The 22,723-nt window shown below is 42.6% G+C and carries 17 protein-coding genes; 1 reads left to right on the top strand and 16 read right to left on the bottom strand.

Going from position 1 to position 22,723, the window contains the following annotated elements:
- Positions 1-2: 2 nt before the first annotated feature.
- From scpB to dnaE, 7 genes are all read right to left on the bottom strand, one after another.
- Positions 3-584, bottom strand: coding sequence for an SMC-Scp complex subunit ScpB (gene scpB / locus DNL43_RS09560; RefSeq protein ID WP_054768890.1), 582 nt, complete (start codon positions 582-584; stop codon positions 3-5).
- On the bottom strand, positions 574-1,323 hold the full coding sequence (locus DNL43_RS09555) for a segregation and condensation protein A (RefSeq protein ID WP_054768891.1): 750 nt from the start codon (positions 1,321-1,323) through the stop codon (positions 574-576). The genes scpB and DNL43_RS09555 overlap by 11 nt, the downstream gene beginning before the upstream one ends.
- Positions 1,316-1,678, bottom strand: a complete 363-nt coding sequence (locus DNL43_RS09550; RefSeq protein WP_054768892.1) for a hypothetical protein — start codon at positions 1,676-1,678, stop codon at positions 1,316-1,318. Before DNL43_RS09550 ends, DNL43_RS09555 begins: the two co-directional genes overlap by 8 nt.
- Before the next feature lie 17 nt (positions 1,679-1,695).
- Positions 1,696-2,583, bottom strand: a complete 888-nt coding sequence (gene xerD / locus DNL43_RS09545; protein WP_057962837.1) for a site-specific tyrosine recombinase XerD — start codon at positions 2,581-2,583, stop codon at positions 1,696-1,698.
- Positions 2,584-2,591: 8 nt separating this feature from the next.
- Positions 2,592-3,452 (bottom strand): CvfB family protein, encoded by an 861-nt coding sequence (locus tag DNL43_RS09540; RefSeq protein WP_057962838.1) that lies wholly within the window; start codon positions 3,450-3,452, stop codon positions 2,592-2,594.
- Positions 3,453-3,598: 146 nt separating this feature from the next.
- Entirely contained in the window at positions 3,599-5,356 is a 1,758-nt protein-coding gene (gene pyk, locus DNL43_RS09535) for a pyruvate kinase (protein WP_054768893.1), read from the bottom strand.
- Positions 5,357-5,603: 247 nt separating this feature from the next.
- Positions 5,604-8,951: a DNA polymerase III subunit alpha gene (gene dnaE, locus DNL43_RS09530; RefSeq protein ID WP_057962839.1), complete on the bottom strand. Its 3,348-nt coding sequence runs from the start codon at positions 8,949-8,951 to the stop codon at positions 5,604-5,606.
- A 134-nt stretch (positions 8,952-9,085) separates the two neighbouring features.
- Between dnaE and DNL43_RS09525 the strand changes: the two genes are divergently transcribed.
- Complete coding sequence (locus DNL43_RS09525; protein WP_057962840.1) at positions 9,086-9,292, top strand: DUF2929 family protein; 207 nt, start codon at positions 9,086-9,088, stop codon at positions 9,290-9,292.
- A gap of 70 nt (positions 9,293-9,362) precedes the next feature.
- Here DNL43_RS09525 and DNL43_RS09520 read toward each other — a convergent pair whose 3' ends face one another.
- From DNL43_RS09520 to glyQ, 9 genes are all read right to left on the bottom strand, one after another.
- Positions 9,363-10,244, bottom strand: coding sequence for an alpha/beta fold hydrolase (locus tag DNL43_RS09520; protein WP_095344832.1), 882 nt, complete (start codon positions 10,242-10,244; stop codon positions 9,363-9,365).
- 30 nt (positions 10,245-10,274) lie between these two features.
- Positions 10,275-12,887 (bottom strand): ATP-dependent chaperone ClpB, encoded by a 2,613-nt coding sequence (gene clpB, locus DNL43_RS09515; RefSeq protein WP_057962842.1) that lies wholly within the window; start codon positions 12,885-12,887, stop codon positions 10,275-10,277.
- A 147-nt stretch (positions 12,888-13,034) separates the two neighbouring features.
- On the bottom strand, positions 13,035-14,273 hold the full coding sequence (pepT, locus tag DNL43_RS09510; protein WP_057962843.1) for a peptidase T: 1,239 nt from the start codon (positions 14,271-14,273) through the stop codon (positions 13,035-13,037).
- Positions 14,274-14,293: 20 nt separating this feature from the next.
- The gene (locus DNL43_RS09505; RefSeq protein ID WP_057962844.1) at positions 14,294-15,409 is read right to left on the bottom strand and encodes a Nif3-like dinuclear metal center hexameric protein; all 1,116 of its coding nucleotides are present in this window, start codon (positions 15,407-15,409) and stop codon (positions 14,294-14,296) included.
- On the bottom strand, positions 15,399-16,103 hold the full coding sequence (locus tag DNL43_RS09500; RefSeq protein ID WP_057962845.1) for a tRNA (adenine(22)-N(1))-methyltransferase: 705 nt from the start codon (positions 16,101-16,103) through the stop codon (positions 15,399-15,401). The genes DNL43_RS09505 and DNL43_RS09500 overlap by 11 nt, the downstream gene beginning before the upstream one ends.
- Positions 16,104-16,257: 154 nt before the next feature.
- Positions 16,258-17,541 (bottom strand): RNA polymerase sigma factor RpoD, encoded by a 1,284-nt coding sequence (gene rpoD, locus DNL43_RS09495; protein WP_095344831.1) that lies wholly within the window; start codon positions 17,539-17,541, stop codon positions 16,258-16,260.
- Positions 17,542-17,558: 17 nt separating this feature from the next.
- On the bottom strand, positions 17,559-19,391 hold the full coding sequence (dnaG, locus tag DNL43_RS09490; protein ID WP_057962846.1) for a DNA primase: 1,833 nt from the start codon (positions 19,389-19,391) through the stop codon (positions 17,559-17,561).
- Positions 19,392-19,526: 135 nt separating this feature from the next.
- Positions 19,527-21,608: a glycine--tRNA ligase subunit beta gene (glyS, locus tag DNL43_RS09485; RefSeq protein WP_057962847.1), complete on the bottom strand. Its 2,082-nt coding sequence runs from the start codon at positions 21,606-21,608 to the stop codon at positions 19,527-19,529.
- The gene (gene glyQ / locus DNL43_RS09480; protein WP_057962848.1) at positions 21,608-22,537 is read right to left on the bottom strand and encodes a glycine--tRNA ligase subunit alpha; all 930 of its coding nucleotides are present in this window, start codon (positions 22,535-22,537) and stop codon (positions 21,608-21,610) included. Before glyQ ends, glyS begins: the two co-directional genes overlap by 1 nt.
- Positions 22,538-22,723 lie beyond the last annotated feature (186 nt).

Here is a 22,723-nt window from a genome sequence, read left to right as displayed (position 1 = left end):
TCTTAATTTTCTTTATCAATTTCCTTGTTGAAACGTGTCAATAATGAATCGCTGGTGTCGTCATCCAAGACTTCGTCCTTCGGCAACGGCGGCAGATCTTTTAATGATTTCAAGCCAAAATAGTCTAATCCAAAATTGGTAATCCCATACTGCTTAGGATTTCCAACCTCTTCTTTGACACCCGTGACTTCGATCAAATCCTGGTTAACCAAGCGGTGAAGAATAGCCGAACTGTTAACACCACGGATCTGATCAATTTCAATTCGGGTAATCGGCTGATTATACATAATAATCGAAATTGTTTCCAGTGCGGCTTCGGATAAAACTCGTGGTTTGGCATCGTTCACGTAGTCGCCCACAAGTTCGGACAATTGCTCTTTGGTGCCCAATCGGTAGACATTATCACTTACAAATACTTTGAGGCCACTGTCTTCGTCATTTGTATACTTCTCAATGATTTTTTCCAGCAGCTGTCGACATGCGGCAACCGTCAAAGCCGTCCGTTGAGAAATTTGTCGCAGTGTGATGCCCTGATCACCGGATGCGTACAAGAGCGCCTCAATTTTTGCTAAATTACTGATCAACGTATCCCGGCCCCTTTCGAATTGTGATTTCTGATTGAACATTTGGCTGATCCAATCGAACTTCGTTGTATTTAGCCATTTCCAAAATTGCCAGAAAATCAGTCACAATTTCTTCAGTCTGGGATGAATGGCTGACCAACTTGTCAAAGGAAAGTTGCTCATGGTGTTGATTGAGCAGCTGTCGAATGCGTTGACTTTGACCCTGAATCGTAAACTGCCACTCATGAATAACCGTGGACATGGGTTGATTGTATTTAAAGTGCTTTAAGGCATCCACATAACTGGCCATGATGTCGCCACTATTAAATGGTGAAGGCTGGATCAGCTCTTCTTTGGTTGGCGGGACGGTCAATTCTGAACGGGTAAAGCTTTCCCGGCGGGTCATCTCACGCTTCTTGATGTCGGCTGCAACCATCTTGTACCGCTTGTAATTAAGCAGTTGAGAAACCAGTTCCTCTCGTGGATCGGCTTGTTCCTCGTCAGACTGGTCATCAGAAATCGTTGGCAGCAACATTTTTGATTTGATTACCATTAGTTTGGCAGCCATGACAAAATACTCACCGACAATTTCAAGGTTCAACTGTTGAGCATCATAAATATACTGCATATACTGCTCAGTAATTTTCGAAATCTGAATATCATAGATATCCATCTTCGACTCTTGAATCAAGTGCAGGAGAACTTCCAGCGGCCCATCGAAATCATTTAAATGTAGTTCAAGCTGCTTTGATTCAGGCATGATTGGTTGTGTTCTCCCATTTTTCCCAAGGTTCTCGATTATCAAATCCAACCACAATTTTATATTTGGGGTAAAGATCCTGTAGATCATCAAAAATGCGGTTGTAGTTGCCCTGACTGATGCTCTGGGGCGTTAAGACGAGTTGGTGAACCAACAGTTGGTCGCCTTGAAGTTCGATTCCGACCAAGCCGGACCAATTATTGGAAGGATCGCGCCATAAATAAATCAGCCGGTTGTCCTTGTTGGCGTACCAGTTCATTTCCTGGGCAACCAAATCCATATTTTGAAGTTCGGAAACCAATGAGAACAGGCCCATTGTGACTTTTTCATAATCTTTTCGGTATTGATATAACATTTATCTAGCCTCACTAATTATGCTCTAGGATGAAACTTATTATAGACTTCCGTCAAATGCTTATGGGAAACGTGGGTGTAAATCTGGGTAGTGGAAATATCCGAGTGCCCCAATAATTCCTGCACGATTCTCAAATCGGCACCGTTTTCCAGCAAATGCGTTGCAAACGAATGCCGCAAAGTATGCGGGGTTACATGGCGTTTAATGCCCGCCTGCTTGACATATTTCTTAATCATTTGCCAGATTGCCTGACGGGTTAAACGGCGTCCATGGGCGTTCAAAAACACATACTCGGTGTTGGACTTACCGCTTAACAATTGAACCCGGGTCGTTTTCAGATAATGATTCAACCAATTAATGGCAACGTCACTAATCGGAATAATCCGTTCTTTATCGCCTTTCCCAATGGTTTGTAACAGATTCATTGGTAGGTGAAGATCCCCAAGCTTTAAATTCACCAATTCGCTGACCCGCAAACCGGTCGCATATAAGGTTTCTAAAATTGCCCGGTCACGAATTCCCAACTTCTTGTGAACATCCGGCATGGACAACAATTTGTTGACCTCGGCAACCGTCAACACATCAGGAAGCGTTTGAGCTTTTTTGGGTGAATCAACTTTGAGCATCGGATCGTCTTTAATGACGTGAAACTGCACCAAATACTGAAAGAATCGGCGCAAAGTCGATACTTCCCGAATAATCGTGTTTCGAGCTTTATTCTGCTTTTGAAGACTCTCCAAAAAATTGAGAATAACAAACTGGTCAACCTTGGTGATTGTTCCTGCATGTTTGTCAAAAAAAGCACCGGCTTCTTCCAAATCCTGCCGATAACTTTTAATCGTATTTTCTGAAAGTCCACGTTCAACTCTCAAATAATGAAGGTAGTCCTCAATTTGTTCATGCATCTAAAAACCTACTTTTTTAACGAAATATGGCCATCTTCTTGAACAATCAAGTGCTCTTTTAACAGATGTCCCAATGCCCGTTTAAAAGCACCCTTGCTAATTCCAAAGTACTCCTTAATGGAATCAGGCGTACTTTTATCACTGAAATCAAGCTGCTTTTCATCGGTATGTTCGATAGCTGCCAAAATCATTTGAGCATCTTCACCGATTTCTTGATAGGCCCGTGGCTTTGTGGAAATGTTAACACTGCCGTCACGCAACATGCCAATAACTCGAGCATCAACTTCCTGACCCAATCGTGGCTCCATCAGGCGCTCATCTGGGTGTAAAAACGCCAAGTTGTAATCTTCGGTCAATAAACGGGTACCGGAAATCTTCAACCGATAAGCTCTGGCTTTCAAATTTTTATTTTGCAAATCGTCTTTAGCTGGTTTTGCAATTGCAGCGAAAATTTCTTCATCGGCCAAATGTCCCCAAATCCGGTTCTTTTTATCAACTGTTAAATCAATCAATAATTTATCACCATCTTGAGGCCATAATGAACGAACAGTTGGGAGCTCATCAATTGAAACCACAACATCTTTGTTGGGAAGCCCGATGTCGACAAAAACACCCAAGCCAAATTTTTCCTTCACAACTGTCGCAAATCCATAATGATCCCGTCTAATATCGGGAATATTTCTGGTAATCTGCATTTTATGCTGTTCATTTTCATAAGTGAAACCGGTAAAAGTAGCACCAATTTTCAACGGCTTCTTAACTTCAGTTTTATCGAGGAGAAAAGTTTCTCCTTCAATTTGAACATAATAATCTTTATCATTTTCATCGATAACCTTACCGGTTACCACTTGTGCAAGTATATTATTCATGCTTATCTCCGATCTAAACCCATCTTGCTCTTATTTTACACGTTTTCAGACTAAATTTCGACCGCAGGACAATAATAACAAACAGGTCCGGACGGATTAACCGCCCGGACCTGTCATTATTAGTCGTGATCACTCACGAATTAAATTTAGATTGATGATGAAGCACCATGGTAAATGATACCACGATGTGAATCAACAGTGATTAATTCACCGTCAGAAATCTTAGTAGTAGCATCGTTAGCACCAACAACAACTGGAATACCCATTGAGATACCCACAACAGCTGCGTGTGAAGTCAAACCACCGTTTTCAACAACAACGGCGCTAGCCTTTTCGATAGCTGGAAGATATTCTTTGTCAGTTGACTTAGTTACAAGGATGCTGCCTTCAGTAACTTTGCTCTTGGCATCTGCAGCGTTCTTAGCAACAACAGCTTTACCAATAACAGTCTTGTCACCAACACCTTGACCTTGAACAAGCTTTGAACCGATCAATTGAACTCTCATCAAGTTAGTAGTACCACTTTCACCAACTGGAACACCGGCAGTAACGATAATTAAATCGCCTTCCTTAGCTAAACCAGTTTCGAGAGCCTTCTTTGAAGCTAATTCAAAGATGTCATCAGTGTTCTTAACTTCGTCAACCAAGATTGGGTGAACACCCCAGTTAACCATCAAACCACGACGAGTACGTTCGTCAAATGTGATGGCAAGGATGTCAGCATCTGGATGATACTTGGAAATCATTTTTGCGGTGTAGCCTGAACGGGTAGCTGCAACGATGCAGTGGATGCCTAATTCTTTAGCAACACGGGCAACTGAATCACCAATTGATTCAGTAACATCACTTGAGTCGAATTTTGGACGTGGAGTACCAAATTCGCTAAATGCGTTTTCAGCCTTAACATCGATTCGAGCCATAGTTTGTACTGATTGAACAGGATAGTCACCATTAGCACTTTCACCAGACAGCATTGTTGCATCAGTACCATCAAAGACGGCATTGGCAACATCAGAAGCTTCGGCACGAGTAGGACGTGGGTTTTCCTGCATTGAATCAAGCATTTGAGTAGCGGTGATAACTGGCTTGCCAAGTTGGTTACATTTCTTGATCAAAGTCTTTTGTACCAACGGAACGTTTTCAGCTGGAATTTCAACACCCATGTCACCACGAGCAACCATCAAACCATCTGAAACCTTGATGATGTCATCAAAGTTGTTGATTCCTTCTTGTGATTCGATCTTAGGGAAGATTTGAACATGTTCCATATGCTTTTCTTCAAGCAATTGACGAATGTCCAAAACATCTTGAGCCTTACGAACGAATGATGCAGAAATGAAATCAATGTCGTGATCCAAACCGAAACGAATATCATCTGAATCTTTTTTAGTGATACCAGGTAAGTTGATTGAAACACCAGGTGCGTTAACACCTTTACGTGATCCAAGAACACTATCGTTTTGAACAGTGACAACTAATTCTTTGTTAGAAGCATCTTTCTTAGTTACAACAGTGTCCAACAAACCATCATCAAAAAGAACGTGACCGCCTTCATGAACATCGTCAAAGAGTCCTGGGTAAGTAACAGCAATCTTATCTTTAGTACCCTCAAGGCTTGCGTCCATTGAAATGCGGAATACATCGCCAGTGTGGAATTCGATCTTGCCGTCCTTTTGGACAGTGGTACGAATTTCAGCACCCTTAGTATCAAGCATAATTCCAACAGTCTTACCAGTCTTCTTTTCAGCTTCGTGAACCTTGTTCATACGATCAAGATGTTCAGGGTGGTCACCATGTGAAAAGTTAAATCGGAAAACATTAGCCCCAGCCTCAATTAACTTAGTAATTGTTTCGACATCAGTACTTGCTGGTCCTAATGTACTTACGATCTTAGTTTTCTTCATAAGTAAAATCTCTCCTTCGGTTTTTGGGCACTCAACACACTATTAAAAGTATCGTAAAACACTTTAAATGACGCATCGGTATCCTTTTAGATTTCAACCGTATTTTATCACTTTTTACGCGGGTTGTCGCCCACATTTTGGGTGTAAATGAACAAATTAACAAAACCCCACAAGGCAAAAAGTTAGGTGCACCGCAAATGTAAGCCTTTACCTAATTAACTTTGTTCACTAAAAGATAAACTAAAAATTACTTATAAACCACATTATTTCGCCCAAAAATTGTGATTAAACGGTCTTTAAGCGTATCACTTTGATTCAGCCATAAATCCGGATCCAGCTGCCAGGATTTTTTAGTTTCCATTTCAAATACAATCACTGGTACCTGGCCGTGAAATTCGTGACTTAAATCATCAAGTTTGTGAAACATTGCGTTTTTATCATGGTTACCGTCAATTCTCAGGTACCATTTTCGGGTTTCAGATGTCCGCTTGAGATTTTGTAGGGCATTGGCAGCCGGCTCCATCTCATTGGCAACCATTTGAATCGTATTATTTTTCTCAACGTTGCCCTTCACGAGGATAACCAAATCCTTGTGAAGCCAGGACTGGGTTTTGGCAAACAAATTAGGGAAGACGGTGATTGAGGTCTCCCCCACTTGATCATTTCCGTCTAAAAATGCCATCTGTTTACCGGTTTTAGTCCTGATAATCTTCACCTTGGTGACGTAAAGAATCAGGTAAACATTTTTCATCCCTTCTGCCATCGTATTGGTTGTTTGGGCCTTAAGGCGTTTAGCCAGGGGCACAAACCGTTCCGTTGGATGACCGGATAAATAGGCACCAAGATATTCGTTTTCTTTTTCCAGCCGATCCATCAACGGCATTTCCGGCATTCGCGGCATCTTGGGTTCCAGTGCCTTAAACAAACTCATCGAATTACCACTCAACTCAACGGAACTGATAAATTCCGGTGCGGCCGCAATTAATTCAGAACGGTTAAACGGAAAGACATCCAGCGCGCCGGAATAAATTAACGCGTTAATGAGTTCAACTTTTCGATATTTATCTGCCAGCCGACTTAAAAAGTCGGGAAATGATTTGAAGGGCCCGTTTTTCTTTCTTTCGGCAAGCAGGTCAATGACCATATCATGGCGAACACCCTTAATCGAATCAAGGCCAAAAATAATTTCGCCATTTTGAAAGGTAAAGTCCGCTTCACTTTGATTGATATTTGAGCCAACCACTTTGACCCCCATGGACTTGGCGTCCAATAAATACTCTTTGACCTTAACTGAATTATTATTAACAGAATTGAGCAGGGCAACGTGAAATTCGCCGGGATAATATACTTTCAAAAAGGCCAGTTCGTAAGCCATCTTGGTATATGCAACGGCATGGGATTTGTTAAAACCATAATTGGCGAATCGTTCGATATAGTCAAAAACTTTGTTGGCAACCTGCTCGGAATGGCCGCGCTTTTTGGAACCGTCCATAAACAGAACTTTCATCTGCTCCATGACGCCAAGCTTCTTCTTACTCATCGCCCGCCGTAAAATATCGGCTTGTCCAAGTGAAAAGCCGGCCATCTTTGAGGCTACCAGCATCACCTGCTCTTGATAAACGATGACGCCATAAGTCGGCTTAAGAATTTCCACCAAACTATCGTCGGGATACGTCAATGCTTCATTGTGATTTTTGCGTTTAACCACTTCATCGATATTTTGCATTGGACCGGGACGATACAGGGCATTTACAAGGGCCACATCTTCAAATCTTTCCGGATGCAGTCGGCGTAAAACGCTTCGAATCCCGTTTGATTCAAACTGGAAAATACCAGTTGTGTTCCCTTCCGCAAACAGCTGAATGGTTTTCTCATCATCCAAGGGCACAGCTGAGATATCCAAATCTTTACCTGTCGTCAGTTTCACTTGATGCAGGGCATCCGCAAGAATCGACAGGTTTCGTAATCCAAGAAAATCCATTTTCAACAAACCGACTGATTCAACATAGTCCTTGGAATACTGGGTCATCAGCAGGCCTTCATTACCATTTTGCAGTGGAACCAAGTCAACCAGTGGATTATCACTCAACACCAGTCCAGCAGCGTGAGTTGAATAATGTCTCGGTAGACCTTCCAAGCTTCGAGCAGTTTCGTACAGCGCTTGATTCAAAGGACCATCGGCAACCAAATTTTTCAATCGCTGAGAATTATCGTAGGCATCCTGCAGCGTCACGTGAAATGCACTGGGAATCGCTTTACTCCATTGATCCTGTTGAGTCGTGTTCAAGCCAAATACCCGGCCGACATCCCGAATTGATTGCTTGGCGGCCAAAGTTCCAAATGTGATAATCTGGGCCACCCGCTTATGACCATATTTTTGGTGGACATACTGGATCACTTCATCACGTTTATCATCCGGAATATCCAAATCAATATCCGGCATTTGAACCCGTTCCGGATTCAAGAAACGTTCAAACAATAAATTATATTTAATCGGATCAACGTCAGTAATCGTTAAAACGTAGGCAACCAGCGATCCGGCAGCCGATCCCCGTCCAGGACCAGTAATGATATTGGTCTGGTGGGCGAAATTGATAACGTCCCACACAATTAGGAAATAATTGTCAAAGCCCATTGAGTGAATAACCGACAGCTCCCGATCCAGACGATGCTTATAAGGCGTTGAATCCTTAATTTTATTCTTGGTTAAGCGATCAGCCAACCCCTTTTCACAAAGTTGACGAAGATAGGTACCCGAATCAATCCCGTTTGGCGTATCAAATTGAGGCAGCTTGGGCTGTTGTTTTTTAATTTCAACGTTACATGCAGCGACAATGTTATCAACTTGGGTAATCGAATCAGTTAAATGAATTTGGCGGTACTCGGCTTCTACCTGATCTGCCGGTCGCAGCCAATATGGACCCACTTGTTTGCTTAATTCCGCAACGTTGGCAATCTTTGTTCCCGCGGCAATGTTTTTCAAGACCTGCATTGGAAAATAATCGGTCGCATCGATGTAGTCGACTGGTGAATCGGCTACTAAAGGGACCTGCTCATCGGCCGCCAGCTTGCCAAGCATGTCGATCAGACTGTCAGAGGAATGGTAATCAACCCCAATTTTTAAAGCACCTTTGTCAATGCCCAGGGATTTGAGTTGCTCAATCAGTGCTGCTGCATCATCGGAACGGCCCTGCAGTAAAAGGGCGTTCATTTCGGCAAGCGGCGGTAAAATCACAACCAGATTGTTTAAATATTTTTTCAACTGGGAAACAGCCAGCTCCGGAAGCGTCATTTTCAACGTTGATAACTTCACAAGATTGGCATACCCCTGCTGATTTTTGGCCAGCATCACTAAATTATAATGATGATCGCTTAAAATCAGTCCGGGCAGCTGTAAGGTCAATCCAATCAACGGCTTAATACCCGCATTCGAACAAGCATCGTAGAATTCAACAGCGCCGTACATAACGTTGAGGTCCGTCAACGCCAGGGCCTTGTATCCTCGATCCTTTGCCTCGGAAATTAGTTCCGAAATTCGAATTGGGCTTTGCAGTAAACTATAGGAACTGATGACTTGTAATGGAACGTAACTCACAGTATTGCCCTTCTTTCTCTATATGAAATTATACCAAATTAATCGACGCCGCATTAGCAATTCAAAATTAAATAATTGATGATTTTTCACAAAATATATGCTAAAATGCTATTGATTGTGAGGTGGCGTTAAACATGAAACTTATTGCTTCAAATATCGTAGCTGTATTATGGGCTTATATCTTCGGAGAAATCATCGGTTACATAGGTTCCGCCCTTGAAGTCCGCGCATGGGATCCTTCCCAAGTCGGAATTGCTGCCGCTATCACCGCATTTATTGCCGTGAACGGTATTTATCTGATCAGCAAGGATTCAGCATCATCAAGTAAATCAAAAGATTAGTGTTTTTATGAAATGTTAAAAGGCTATGGCAAATACTTGTCATAGCCTTTTTATTATCTTCAAATATTACTTACTGATGAATTTCAAAAAACTTGAGCAGCCGATCGAAAACGACCTGGCGTTTGGTTTCCTGAAGGACTTCGTGTTTCATGTGAGGTTCACGGATACTGATGACCTTTTGATAGCCAATTTTCTTCAGTGTTCCAACCGTGTCAGCCAACCCTTTTTCACCACCACTAAATTTATCTTCGGCACCTACCAAGCTCATAATCGGTAAATGCGGGTTGGTACAGTGAAAATGGCGGGTCTGCTTAAGCTCAAAGTCGCCTTCCCATAAAGTCACCAAGCTTTTAACGGGATATTCATCCATCATTAAGGGATCTTGACTAACTTGGCGGATGTTTTCCCGATCGTAACTGAGCCACGAATGGTCACCGGGAGCCAATCCAGATAGTTTCGAAAGAAATGTCCATTTGGCAGTCTCAGGGTAAATCTTCAAAAAAGCTTTGCCGATCAATAAGCCAAGTGGCACGACCGGAATGTAATTTGCTGTTCCGGTGAGGGCCACCGCGTTAATCTCATTATCGTGTTTTTGAAGATATAAGCGCGCCAAAATTGACCCGAAAGAATGGCCAAATAAGCTGACCTGTAAACGGGGATATTTTTCCTTAATAAAGTTGGTTATCCGGACCTGATCGGCGATCAATTGGGGGATGCTGCGCATTATTCCCCATGGATCATCCTTTGAAATTGACGCACCATGACCGCGATTATCTGAGACCACCGCGATATAGCCGTGGTCACTCAAAAATTGGGCAAATTCATAGTACCTTTCCTTGTGTTCCAAGGCGCCATGAATCATTTGAACGATACCCTTGGGACGGGTTGTCGGAAAAACGGCCACTGCCAAGTGAGTTCGATTGTTTGTGGGAATCATGTAATTGTTTGGCACACCCATTCCTCCTAAATCATAATGACCGAGCTAAATTTGGGTGTCTGGCGACAACTGCTCGGGGGTGAACGTTAATTTATCACCGTCAAGATTGATGTGAACTTCGCTGTGCGGCTTAATCTCGTCGGCAACAATCATCCTGGCAAGTGGGGTTTCGACAACATTGGTGACATATCGTTGAAGCGGTCGTGCCCCATATTGAGGTTCATAACCATTGTTGGCAATCCAACGTTTGGCTTCATCGGAAATTGAGAGCTTGATGTCTTGAGCCTTTGTCCGTTGTGACAACTCGTTAATCAACTTCTGAACGATCTTTTCAATATCTGCTTTTGTGAGTGGTGTAAAGGTAATCACATCATCAATCCGGTTCAGAAATTCCGGCTTGAATGACGCCTTCAACAACTCATTGACCTTTTTCTTGGCATCATCGGAAATCACGCCGTTTTCATCGGTACCATCCAGTAAAATGTCTGATCCCAAGTTAGATGTCATAATTAAAATCGTATTTTTAAAGTCAATTGTCCGACCCTGACTATCCGTCAAACGACCATCGTCAAGAACTTGTAGCAAAATGTTGAAGACGTCCGGATGAGCCTTTTCAATTTCATCAAAAAGCACGATTGTATATGGATTACGCCGGACAGCTTCAGTCAGTTGGCCGCCTTCCTCATAGCCGACATAACCGGGAGCAGCTCCAACCAAACGAGAAACAGATTCTTTTTCCATATACTCAGACATATCAATTCGAACCATGTGGTTTTCAGAATCAAACAAGTCTTCTGCCAATGCCTTGGCTAATTCGGTTTTTCCGACTCCAGTAGGTCCTAAGAACAGGAATGAACCCAATGGCTTGCTTGGGTCCTGTAAGCCCGCACGCGACCGAATAACGGCATCTGAGACGGCAGTAACCGCTGCATCCTGACCAATCACTCGTTTATGCAAATTGTCGGCCAAATGAAGCAACTTCTTACGTTCTCCCTCAACCAACTTGGTGACCGGAATACCGGTTTCACGGCTGACAACCGCCGCAATCTCGTTGGCGGTAACTGATTCACTGACCAGCCAATCCGAATGCTGATCATTATCTTCCAGCTTCTTCAAATCGGCTTCCAGTTGTGGAATTGTTCCATGTTGAAGAACGGCTGCCTTATTCAAGTCATAGGCATTTTCAGCCTGCTTTAAATCATTCTTTGCTTGATCAAGTTGCTTCTTTTTATCAGAAATCTTTTTAATGGCTTCTTTTTCTTGAGACCATCTGGCATTTAGCTTGTTAACCTTTTCTTTGATATCGGCAAGGTCTTTGACAACTTCTTTCAAGCGTTTCTTGGAAGCTTCATCAGTCTCCTGCTTTAAAGCAGCTTCTTCGACTTCCAACCGCATCATTTGGCGCTTGGACTGATCAAGTTCGGTTGGACTAGAGTTCATTTCAACCCGGATTTCAGCCGAAGCCTCATCAACCAGGTCAATTGCTTTGTCAGGCAAATACCGATCAGTGATGTACCGGTCGGACAGTTTTGCGGCCGCTACCAACGCGTTGTCATGGATTCGAACACCATGGTGAATTTCCAAACTTTCGGACAAGCCACGCAAAATCGTGACCGTATCTTCAACGGATGGTTCGTGCACCATTACCCGCTGAAATCTTCGTTCCAGTGCCTTATCTTTTTCCATGTATTTCCGATATTCATCAATCGTGGTGGCACCAATCAAATGGAGTTCGCCACGGGCAAGCATCGGCTTTAAAATGTTGCCGGCATCCATGCTGCCTTCTGCTTTTCCGGCACCAACAATATTGTGAATTTCATCGATGAACATGATGATTTGACCCTCGGCCTTTTTAACTTCTTTCAAAACGGCCTGAAGACGTTCTTCAAATTCACCACGATATTTCGCGCCGGCAATGAGTGACCCCATGTCTAATTGAAAAATGGTTTTGTTTTTCAGGTTTTCGGGAACGTCGTTGGACGCAATCCGCATCGCCAATCCCTCAACGACAGCAGTCTTACCAACTCCGGGAGCCCCGATTAAGACCGGATTGTTCTTCGTTTTTCGCGATAGAATTCTGATAACATCCAGAATTTCTTCGTCTCGGCCAATGATTGGCCCTAATTTATTATCACGGGCAGCTTGAACCAAATCGGTTCCGTATTTTTCAAGTGATTGGTAACTGTCCTCTTGATTCTTGGTCGTGACTTTTTGGCCGCCACGGATTTTTTCAACCACGTTGCGGACCTTCTGCTCAGTGATTCCCTGGCCAGCCAGATAATCGGCAAACTTATCGCCGTGCAGCTGCATAACCGCAATCGTTAATGTATCAACCGCAATATAGGTATCGCCAAATTCATTTTTAATCTGTTCGGCATTTTGAAGGAGTTGATACAGGTTGGATGACAGAGATTCACCATATTTGATATTACTGCCTTCAACCGTGGCAATCTCGTCGATTTCAGAGTCCAGCTCCGAATTGACGTCGTCCAGATTCTGCCCCAACTGGGAATAGATTTCCCTTGCCAGTTCACCAGGCTGAACTAAAAACTTAAATAGATGGGCAACCGTAATGTTTTGCTGCTTACGGGTGGCGGCAATTTGTTGAGCCTGTGAAATGGCTTGGGTAACTGCTTCAGTTAAATTATCAGGATTCATTAAATTATCACCTTAATTAATGTATTTTTAAAAATTGATTTTAATAAAAAGGTTCGAAACAAAAATAAATTTTTCATTCCAAACCATCTAAAGCTATACTATCAAATTTTGAATGCCCTGAACAATAATTTGACCTTTTTTGACCTATTACTTTTCAGCGTATAATTTTGCAATTTCCAGAACAACATCGACCGCTTTTTCCATCGTCTCTTCTGAAACATATTCAAAGCGTCCATGCATGTTCTCACCACCGGCAAAGATGTTTGGGGTTGGCAATCCCATGTAAGAAATCTTCGAACCGTCAGTTCCACCTCGAACTGGGAAGACATGTGGCTTAGCATCCACATTTTCCATGGCTTGTTCGGCAATCTTAACGGGAGTTGGATCCTTTTTGATAATTTCGCCCATGTTGTAATACTGATCCTTGATGGTGACTTTAACCCGATCTTCACCAAAATCACTATTCATTTGGTTAGCAATTCCCTTAAATAATCGTTTTCGAGCTTCAAATCGATCTCTGTCGTGGTCACGAATAATATATCCCATGTCGGTGTGATCAACCGTTCCTTGAAAGTCGTAGAGATGGAAGAATCCTTCCCGGTCTTGCGTCTTCTCAGGACGATCGAAATCAGGCAGCTGAGCATGGAAATCCATTCCAACTTGGATGGCATTAACCATAATGCCTTTGGCTTCTGCAGGATGAACATCGGTTCCTTTGATGGATACCTTGGCGTCGGCAGCATTGAACGTTTCATAGTTCAAGTCGCCAAGTGGCCCACCATCAACGGTATATGCCACATCGGCCCCAAAGTCTTTAACGTCAAAGTGATCGGCACCGGTTCCAATTTCCTCGTCGGGTCCAAAGGCAACTTTAATGTCACCGTGTTTGATGTCTGGGTGCTCCTGAAGATATTTAACCGCTGAAATGATTTCGGATACTCCAGCTTTGTCGTCAGCACCTAAAAGGGTTGAACCATCGGTCGTAATCAGAGTTTGACCGGCATATTTTTTGAGGCTTGGAAATACCTTTGGGTCCAAAGTGTATTCACCGTTGTCATCCAGCTTGATAACGGAATGGCCGTCATAGTTTTCAACAATCTTCGGTTGAATGTTTTCAGAATTAAAGTCAGCCGTATCAATGTGGGAAATAAATCCGACTGCTGGAACTTTTTTATCTGTATTGGCAGGTAAAGTGGCAAAAACATAGGCACTTTGCTTATTGGTATGCACATTTTCCAATCCCATATCACTCAGCAAGTCCTTGAGGCTGTTCAAAAATTTAGTCTCTCTGTCTGAAGATGGAATTGTCGTAGAATTGGCATCAGAACGGGTATTGACCTTAACAAATTTCAAAAAATTGGGAATTAATTCAGAATACTTAGCCATAGTGATTATCTCCTTATTTTTTACATAAATGTGAATGGATCTGTATTGATGGTGGATTGGTAGACATCCAGATTCCAACCGTTTTCCTCGGACCACTGTTTGAACAATGCTGCCAACTTGGGAATACAGATACTTTCAATATGGTGACCGGGATCGATAACTGGAAAATCAGCGGCCAACATATCATGACCGGTATGATAATACACATCCCCGGTCACGTAAGCATCGGCACCCTTTTGTTGCGCCAAGTGGAAGAACTTGCCCCCGTCGCCGCCTAAAATGGCAATCCGTTTCAACGGCTTGTTCAAGTCATTGGCAATCACTCTCAGTCCGGAAACGTGGAAAACCTGTTTGCAATACAAAGCAAATTCTTTCACCGACATCTGATGATCCAGATCGCCGATTCGGCCCATGGTGAAGTGATGCTTTTTATCTTCAAGCCGAATCAGGTTATACAGTGGATGGTCCAGTGGATGAACATCGATCAGTGTCTTCAATACGTGATGCAAATTCTTTTCCGGCACTTCAAATTCCAGTCTGGAATCTTCAATTTCATTTGGTTCACCGGCTGCTCCCATGGTCGGATCCGCACCCGCTTTGGGAACATAATAAACGGTGCCGTCAATTGCGTACGTATAGCCACTATACTGATCAGCGCTGGCTTGCGCACCCGCATCAACTAATGACATGCGGACGGCAGTTGCATATACTTTTGGGACTTGAACGGTCAAACGAAAAACCGATTCGTCATAAGCCGGCACCATGCCGGATAAATTGTTAAGCCTTAACGTTTCGGCCAACCAATCGTTCATCCCGCCATCGGCAGAATCTAAATTGGTGTGAGCCGCATAAACCGTGATATGATGCGCAATGATGTTGGCATACATGGCGTTTTGCGGATTGTCCAAATCCAAGTTTCTTGCCGGATGGAACATGACCGGATGATGGGCAAAGATAAAATCAACGCCGTTTTCAATCGCTTCATCAACGACTTCCGGTCGAACATCCAAAGTCGTCATAACCTTGTGAACTTCGCTGTTCAATGACCCAATTTGTAACCCGACTGGATCTTTTTCCATTGCAAGCTTTTTCGGTGCAAACTGTTCAAAACGGTCAACTAATTCTTTAACTTTCAACCTGTATCACCTCATTAATTGTATCGATTTCTTTTTGAATGGATTGAATTTTTGTAGTATCTTCGTGAACGGCTTGATGCATATTTTCAATCACCCGTTTTAACAATTCAATTTCTTCCTGCCACTTTTCAACAAATACCGGTGACTTTTCTTTCATCAAAAAAGGGCCGAACTTTAGCTCCAAATCCGTATAGTGAACCGGCTGGGGTGCTTTTTTTGCCGTAATAATTTCATAAATATGCCCATCTTCTTCAAGAATTTGTTCAGCAAAGATTCGGTAGCCGTTGGTCATCAGCCAATGTCTAACAACTGGTTCGCCAACGTTGGGTTGAAGAATCAATTTTTCCTGGCCTGAAAGCTTCTCTTTGCCGGCTTCAAGGATGTGGGTAATTAAGTTACCACCCATTCCGGCAATGGTAATTGCATTGACATTGTCGCCGGGTTCGATGGCCGCTAATCCATCCGCAAGTCTGGGATGCAAAACATCCAGAAGACGATCTTTTTTGATTTCTGATATGGCGTTTGAAAGCGGACCTTTAGCAATTTCACCAACAACACCGTATTCGATGGTGTGGTTCTTAGCCAGATGAATCGGCAAATAGGCGTGGTCTGAACCGATATCAGCCAACCGACTGCCTGGTTCAACGTGATCACTAACGGTCTGCAAACGTTTCGATAAATGAGTGCTATTCATAATAAGCTCCTAAGTTTGTGTATAAATTCATTATAAATTATTCAAATGAAAAATAACAGATTTGACATTTAGTTTTGAAGAATCCCAAAAACAAGCCGTAAAAAAGAGGCTGGAACAATGAATGCTCCAACCTCTTTTGAGTGAACCTTTTTTATTAATCCAAGAAATCTTTAAGCTGCTTACTACGTGAAGGATGACGCAATTTTCTCAAAGCCTTGGCTTCGATTTGACGAATCCGTTCACGGGTAACACCGAAGACTTTACCAACTTCTTCAAGGGTTCGGGTGCGACCATCATCAAGACCGAATCGTAAACGCAAAACGTTTTCCTCACGGTCAGTCAACGTATCCAAGACACTTTCAAGCTGCTCTTTCAGTAATTCATAGGCAGCATGATCAGCTGGTGACGTTGCATCCTGATCTTCAATAAAGTCCCCAAGATGTGAGTCGTCCTCTTCACCAATTGGTGTTTCAAGCGAAACAGGTTCTTGAGCAATTTTAAGAATCTCACGAACCTTTTCAGTTGGCATATCCATTTCAGCACCAATTTCTTCAGGAAGCGGCTCACGGCCTAAATCTTGAAGCAATTGACGTTGAATCCGAATCAACTTATTGATCGTTTCAACCATGTGAACAGGGATTCGGATGGTCCGAGCCTGGTCAGCAATGGCACGGGTGATGGCCTGTCGGATCCACCATGTGGCATAAGTTGAAAACTTAAAGCCTTTCCGGTAATCAAACTTTTCAACGGCCTTCATCAAGCCCATATTTCCTTCTTGAATCAAGTCCAAGAACTGCATCCCACGACCAACATAACGCTTGGCGATGGAAACAACCAGTCGTAAGTTGGCTTCGGCAAGTTCCTGCTTGGCTTCTTCATCACCGGCTTCAATTCGCTTGGCCAATGAAATTTCCTGATCGGCACTCAGCAATGAAACCCGACCAATTTCCTTCAAATACATCCGGACTGGGTCGTTAATCTTAACACCGGTTGGAGCAGAAACATCGGAAAGTTCCTTCTTGGTAACCTTCTTGGCAGCACCAATTGCTCGTGGATCCGGATCACCTTTTTCATCAACAACACTGATTCCAGAATCTTCAATGCTTTCCAACAAGTTTTCCATATCTTTGTCAGTCAGAGAATATGGCTTTTGAATCTTCTCTGCCAATTCATCATAGGTGATATGACCGATTGGCTTATTTTTCTTGACAATTGCGTTAAATTCTTTTTTGTAAGGCTTGTCTGCTTTCTTGGCAGCTTTGGTCGTTTTGGCCTTGCTTGACTTGGCTCTGGTAGATTTTGCCTTGGCTGCAGTTGTTTTTTTGGCTGTGGTCTTCTTGGCCGTAGTCTTTTTAGCCGTCGTCTTTTTAGCTGCAGTTGTCTTCTTAGCTGTCGTGGTCTTTGCTTCTGTTACCTTATCTGTTTTTTTGTTAGCCATCAAAAAGCCTCCTGGAATTATACTTGTTGCTTCATTCTCTTCTGTTGTTCAAGCTTGACAATCTCGATTGTTAACGCGCGCTGTTTGTCAACATCGCCGATCTTGGTTGCCTGCTTAAGTTCCGCACGCTTTTTCTTTAATTTTTCTTCTACGGGCGCTCGATGCATTAAAATGTTTAAATAACTGTCAATTTCAGCATCGGTTGGATTATCAGGAAGTTCGAGCATGTCGATATCAACTAATAGACTTTGCAGGGAATCTTCTGAAATCAGATTACTGAAAGTGGCCACATTATAATCATCAAATTTAGTGAAATAGCCCTCAGCTAAAAGGTACAACATTTGATACTGTTCATCAACAAATGAGAATCCTGATACATTACTTACCTTTAACCAAATATCATGGTAATGCAGCATCCGGTTCATCAACTGCATTTCGGCTTTCTCAACCAGTGAGTAATGCTTTTGCTGTTTAACCGTCTGAGCCGGCTTGTGATAAGCATGCTGCTGTTCAGATGCCTGAGTGTTCGGCCGGGCAAGGAGTGGTGCCAACTGCTGTTGCAGCAGCGACTTGTCCACGCCAAACTCTTGAGCCAAGCGATTCAAGTAGAGATCCCGTGAAATGCTGGAATCCACACGACTAATCAGTTTTAAAGCTTCAGCAATGTAATTGGTTTGATCAACTTCAGAATCTAAATTGTACTGCTTCTTAAGAAAGCTCAGTTCAAATTCAATTGGTGCCTGAGCATGAATAATCAACTGTTTGAAATCATCAGCACCCTTGTTCCGAATGAACTCATCAGGATCCATCCCACCGGGAATTGAAATAATTTTCATTTCAATCTGACTTTTTTGCTCATTGAAGGCATCAATTGCCCGCTTGATTGCTTTTTGACCTGGTGTATCGCCATCATACGAAATCACAACTTCATGAGTGATCCGTTTGATGTCATAAATCTGTTGTTCGGTTAAGCTGGTTCCCATTGAAGCAATTCCTGATTTGATACCTGCCTGATAGGCAGTGATCACATCCATAAATCCTTCAAATAAAATTGCCGGATCCTTGCTGCGAATGTTCGGTCTGGCAAGATCCAGGTTGAAAAGAACCTTACGTTTGTTAAAAATCTCTGTTTCAGGACTGTTCAAATACTTTGGCATATCCGAATCAGTCGTTAACAAACGGCCTGAAAAGGCAATGGTTTGCCCCGATCCGTTGCGAATTGGGTACATCACCCGATCAACAAATCGGTCTCTCAAGTTACCGTCCTGATCCTCTGAAAATAAACCGGATTTGCGAAGTAACTGAAAGTCCACCTTCCGTTCATCGAAAAATGGTTTCAATAAACGTTGTGCAGGTGCATAACCCAACTGATAAACCGCAATGGTATCATCGGTAACTCCCCGCTTGTGGAGATAGTTAAGGGCTGGTTCTCCCATCTTGGTATTTGTCAAAATATGATTATACAGCTTGACACTTTGCTCATGAAGGTCAATTAACTGTTTTTGCTGAGAATTTTCGGCTGCGGACTGAGAATTGCCGCTCCCACGGAAATACTTGTCATCAACCGAAATATTTTTCATCTCGGCAACTTTTTTAACGGCCTCTGGAAACGAAATGTTTTGAAGCTCCATCAAGAATTTAAAGACATTCCCGCCTCTTCCACAACTGAAACAGTGGAAAATCTGTTTATCTTCAGATACAGAAAAAGATGGGGTCCGCTCCTCGTGAAACGGACAAAGGCCAAATAAATTCTTTCCGGATTGTTTTAACTGAACAAACTGGGAAACAACGTCAACAATGTTAACCTGTGACCTAATTTCTTCAATCACATCTTCTGGGATTTTCACCATACTTCGCCTCCCATCTTTTAAAACAGCGTCAATACCTGTAAAAAGCCGCACCAAAAGTGCGACTTGTTTTACTGGCGATACGTATTTAAATATTATCATAAATGTCAAGTTTGTACAAACATTGACACTTTAAAATTATCCTTTAACAACCAACTTATCAAGATCACCAAGGTACATAATCATGTTGGCAATAATCGTTAATTGACGAAGGTGATTATTCTTCAATTTGTCATCTTTTGCCATAACCATTGTTGCATCGAAGTAATCGTTGATCTTATCTTTCAACTGAGACAACCGATCGAAGTCTTCCTCTGCTGTTTGACTAGTAAAGTCTTTTGAAGCAGTAGAAACAGCTTCATACAAGGCCTTCTCGGAGTCGTTTTCAAACAAGTCGGGGTCAACATTCAGATCATCAGGCTTAAATGAACCCTTCTTGGAAATTCGTTGAACACGGGTAAGTGATTCAATGATGTCTTTGAAGTTGTCATCGTCTTTATGATCTTGCAAAGTCTTGGCACTAGCAATGTTGAACAGGATGTTGGTATGTGATCCTGAAGTAACGGCATCCGCAATATCGTAACGAACACCCAAATCATCCAAGTACTGCTTGATCCGGTCTTTTGTAAATGAGCTGACGGCAGCAACTTGGCTCTTCATATCAAGTTTTGGTGCAACTTTTGACTGTTCTTCCAAATCAATCAGCTTATCAAGGGTGTCATCCAGATCAAAGTTCAAATTCTTATCGGCAACAATTCGAACAACTCCGGTGGCCTGACGACGCAAAGCGTATGGGTCATTTGAACCGCTTGGAATCATCCCTGCAGCAAAGAATGTCAAAATGCTGTCCAATTTATCGGCAATTGCCAAGATTGAACCAACGTTGGTCTTAGGCAACTCACCATTAGCAGAAATTGGCATGTAGTGTTCGGAAATCGCGGTGGCAACGGCTTGGTCTTCACCCTTTAACAAGGCGTATTTGTTTCCCATTACTCCTTGAAGTTCAGCAAATTCGCCAACCATTCCGGTGACCAAATCAAATTTATAGATTGAAGCAGCCCGCTTAAGATCCTTGAGTTCCTGTTCGGAAAGTCCGGCCAGCTTGCCAAGGTAAGCAGACATTACTTGAACCCGCTGCATCTTTTCGTACATCGTTGAAATCTTGTCATGGAAGCTGACTTTTTTAAGTCGTTCAACATCATCGGCAATCGACTTCTTTTGGTCTTCTTGATAGAAGAACATGGCATCATCAAGTCGGGCGGTCAAAACTTTTTCGTTCCCGGCAACCACGTTTTGAATGTCATAGTCGTTTCCGTTTCGAACGGAAATAAAGTGTGGTAATAATTTGCGATCTTGATCAGTGACGTAGAAGAATCGTTGATGATCTCTCATTGAAGTAATCAAAACTTCATCGGGAATTGTCAGGTATTTTTCATCAAAGTTACCGAAGAATGCGGTTGGCCATTCAACCAGGTTGTTAACTTCTTCAAGCAGGTTTGGATCAAGATTGATCTTCCAATTATTGTCGGCAGCAATCTTATTAATTTGCTTGGTAATTAATTCTTTTCGCTTGGCAGCATCGGCAATAACGAACTGTTCGGTTAATTTTTCTTCATACTCATCAGCGTTGGCTAATGCAATATCTTTACCTAAGAAACGATGACCGGAAGTGATTCGGTCGGTATTGACGTCCAAAATCTTGAATGGAATGACTTCATCGTTGAGCAATGCCACAAGCCATTTGATTGGACGAACATACTCAAATGAGTAGGTTCCCCACTTCATCATGGTTGGAAATGTCATTGAAGTAATAACGTCCTTCATACCAGGCAAAATTTCTTTAAGTGACTTTCCGGCAATATGCTTTTCAACGAAGACGTATTCGGTTCCTTTAACATCCTTGAAGGTAATGTCGTCAGGAGTTGCTCCCTGGCCTCGTGAAAATCCGATTGCAGCTTTGGTCCAGTTGCCGTCAGAATCTTTGGCGATCTTCTTGGCTGGTCCCTTAACCGATTTGTCAATGTCCGGCTGCTTGTCGGCCAAACCAGTGATGTACAAAGCCAAACGACGTGGAGTACTGAAAGTTTTAATATCAGCAAATGAAATTCGTTGATCCTTCAAGAAATCACTGGCCCGCTTCTTAAGTTGATTAATACTTGGTGTTACAACGTGGGCAGGAATTTCTTCCAAACCAATTTCCAATAAGAAATTATTAGCCATTATTTCTTCTCCTCCTTATCGTCTTTTAATAGTTCTTGGCGTTTCTTTTTGTCTTTGATTAATGGGAAGCCAAGGCGTTTACGTGCTTCAACAAATTCTTTGGCAACTGAACGGGCCAAGTTACGGATTCTTGAAAGGTATCCTGCTCGTTCGGTAACTGAAACGGCTCCTCTGGCATCCAGTAAGTTAAAGGTGTGACTGCACTTAAGAATGTAATCATATGCCGGGTGAACCAAATCTTGAGCCAACAAACGTTTAGCTTCACGTTCGTAATCATTGAACAGATTCAGCAGCATTTCCTGATCGGAAACTTCGAAACTGTATTTTGAATGTTCATATTCGGGTTCTTTAAAGATATCACCGTATTTAACATCGTCTGACCAGTTAAGATCAAAAACGGAGTTGACGTCTTGAACGTATGATGACAAGCGTTCAAGTCCATAAGTGATTTCAGAAGCAACTGGATTCATCTCAAGACCACCGACGATTTGGAAATAAGTAAACTGGGTGATTTCCATTCCATCCAGCCAAACTTCCCAACCAACACCGGCACAGCCCATTGATGGGTTTTCCCAGTTATCTTCAACGAACCGGATATCATGTTCCAAAGGATTGATACCTAATTCCTTTAAACTATTTAAATATAAATCTTGAACATTTTCGGGAGAAGGCTTCATGATCACTTGGAACTGGTGATGTTGATACAACCGGTTAGGGTTTTCTCCGTATCGACCATCAGCAGGACGGCGTGATGGTTCAACGTACGCAGCGTTCCAAGGTTCTGGCCCGATAGCTCTTAAGAAAGTGTAAGGACTCATGGTTCCGGCACCTTTTTCAGTGTCATAGGCCTGCATTAACATACATCCCTGGGCTGCCCAATACTTTTGCAGGCGCAGTATAATCTCTTGAACTGATAATTTTTCAGTCATAAAAGTTCCTCCTAATTAGTTAAAAACATGAAAAAAGTCCCTATGTTCAACGACTTATAGACTAAGCCACTCAACATAGGGACGATGAAATCGCGGTTCCACCCTACTTCTGGTATTGCTACCAGCACTTAATTGTTCAACTCGAAAAGCGCCATTCGTCCAATAAATTTTAATCAGCTCACACTA

Source organism: Lentilactobacillus kefiri, from assembly GCF_009739535.1.
GTDB lineage: Bacteria > Bacillota > Bacilli > Lactobacillales > Lactobacillaceae > Lentilactobacillus > Lentilactobacillus kefiri.
This window is presented reverse-complemented; position numbering and strand designations above follow the sequence as displayed.

What these genes read in the sequence shown, in the direction of transcription:
- clpB (WP_057962842.1), bottom strand. Translation starts at nt 12,887, where the DNA reads ATGAATCCTGATAATTTAACTGAAGCAGTTACCCAAGCCATTTCACAG.
- dnaG (WP_057962846.1), bottom strand. Translation starts at nt 19,391, where the DNA reads ATGGTGAAAATCCCAGAAGATGTGATTGAAGAAATTAGGTCACAGGTT.
- DNL43_RS09550 (WP_054768892.1), bottom strand. Translation starts at nt 1,678, where the DNA reads ATGTTATATCAATACCGAAAAGATTATGAAAAAGTCACAATGGGCCTG.
- DNL43_RS09540 (WP_057962838.1), bottom strand. Translation starts at nt 3,452, where the DNA reads ATGAATAATATACTTGCACAAGTGGTAACCGGTAAGGTTATCGATGAA.
- glyS (WP_057962847.1), bottom strand. Translation starts at nt 21,608, where the DNA reads ATGGCTAATAATTTCTTATTGGAAATTGGTTTGGAAGAAATTCCTGCC.
- DNL43_RS09525 (WP_057962840.1), top strand. Translation starts at nt 9,086, where the DNA reads ATGAAACTTATTGCTTCAAATATCGTAGCTGTATTATGGGCTTATATC.
- xerD (WP_057962837.1), bottom strand. Translation starts at nt 2,583, where the DNA reads ATGCATGAACAAATTGAGGACTACCTTCATTATTTGAGAGTTGAACGT.
- pepT (WP_057962843.1), bottom strand. Translation starts at nt 14,273, where the DNA reads ATGGCTAAGTATTCTGAATTAATTCCCAATTTTTTGAAATTTGTTAAG.
- DNL43_RS09500 (WP_057962845.1), bottom strand. Translation starts at nt 16,103, where the DNA reads ATGAATAGCACTCATTTATCGAAACGTTTGCAGACCGTTAGTGATCAC.
- DNL43_RS09555 (WP_054768891.1), bottom strand. Translation starts at nt 1,323, where the DNA reads ATGCCTGAATCAAAGCAGCTTGAACTACATTTAAATGATTTCGATGGG.
- pyk (WP_054768893.1), bottom strand. Translation starts at nt 5,356, where the DNA reads ATGAAGAAAACTAAGATCGTAAGTACATTAGGACCAGCAAGTACTGAT.
- rpoD (WP_095344831.1), bottom strand. Translation starts at nt 17,541, where the DNA reads ATGGCTAACAAAAAAACAGATAAGGTAACAGAAGCAAAGACCACGACA.
- glyQ (WP_057962848.1), bottom strand. Translation starts at nt 22,537, where the DNA reads ATGACTGAAAAATTATCAGTTCAAGAGATTATACTGCGCCTGCAAAAG.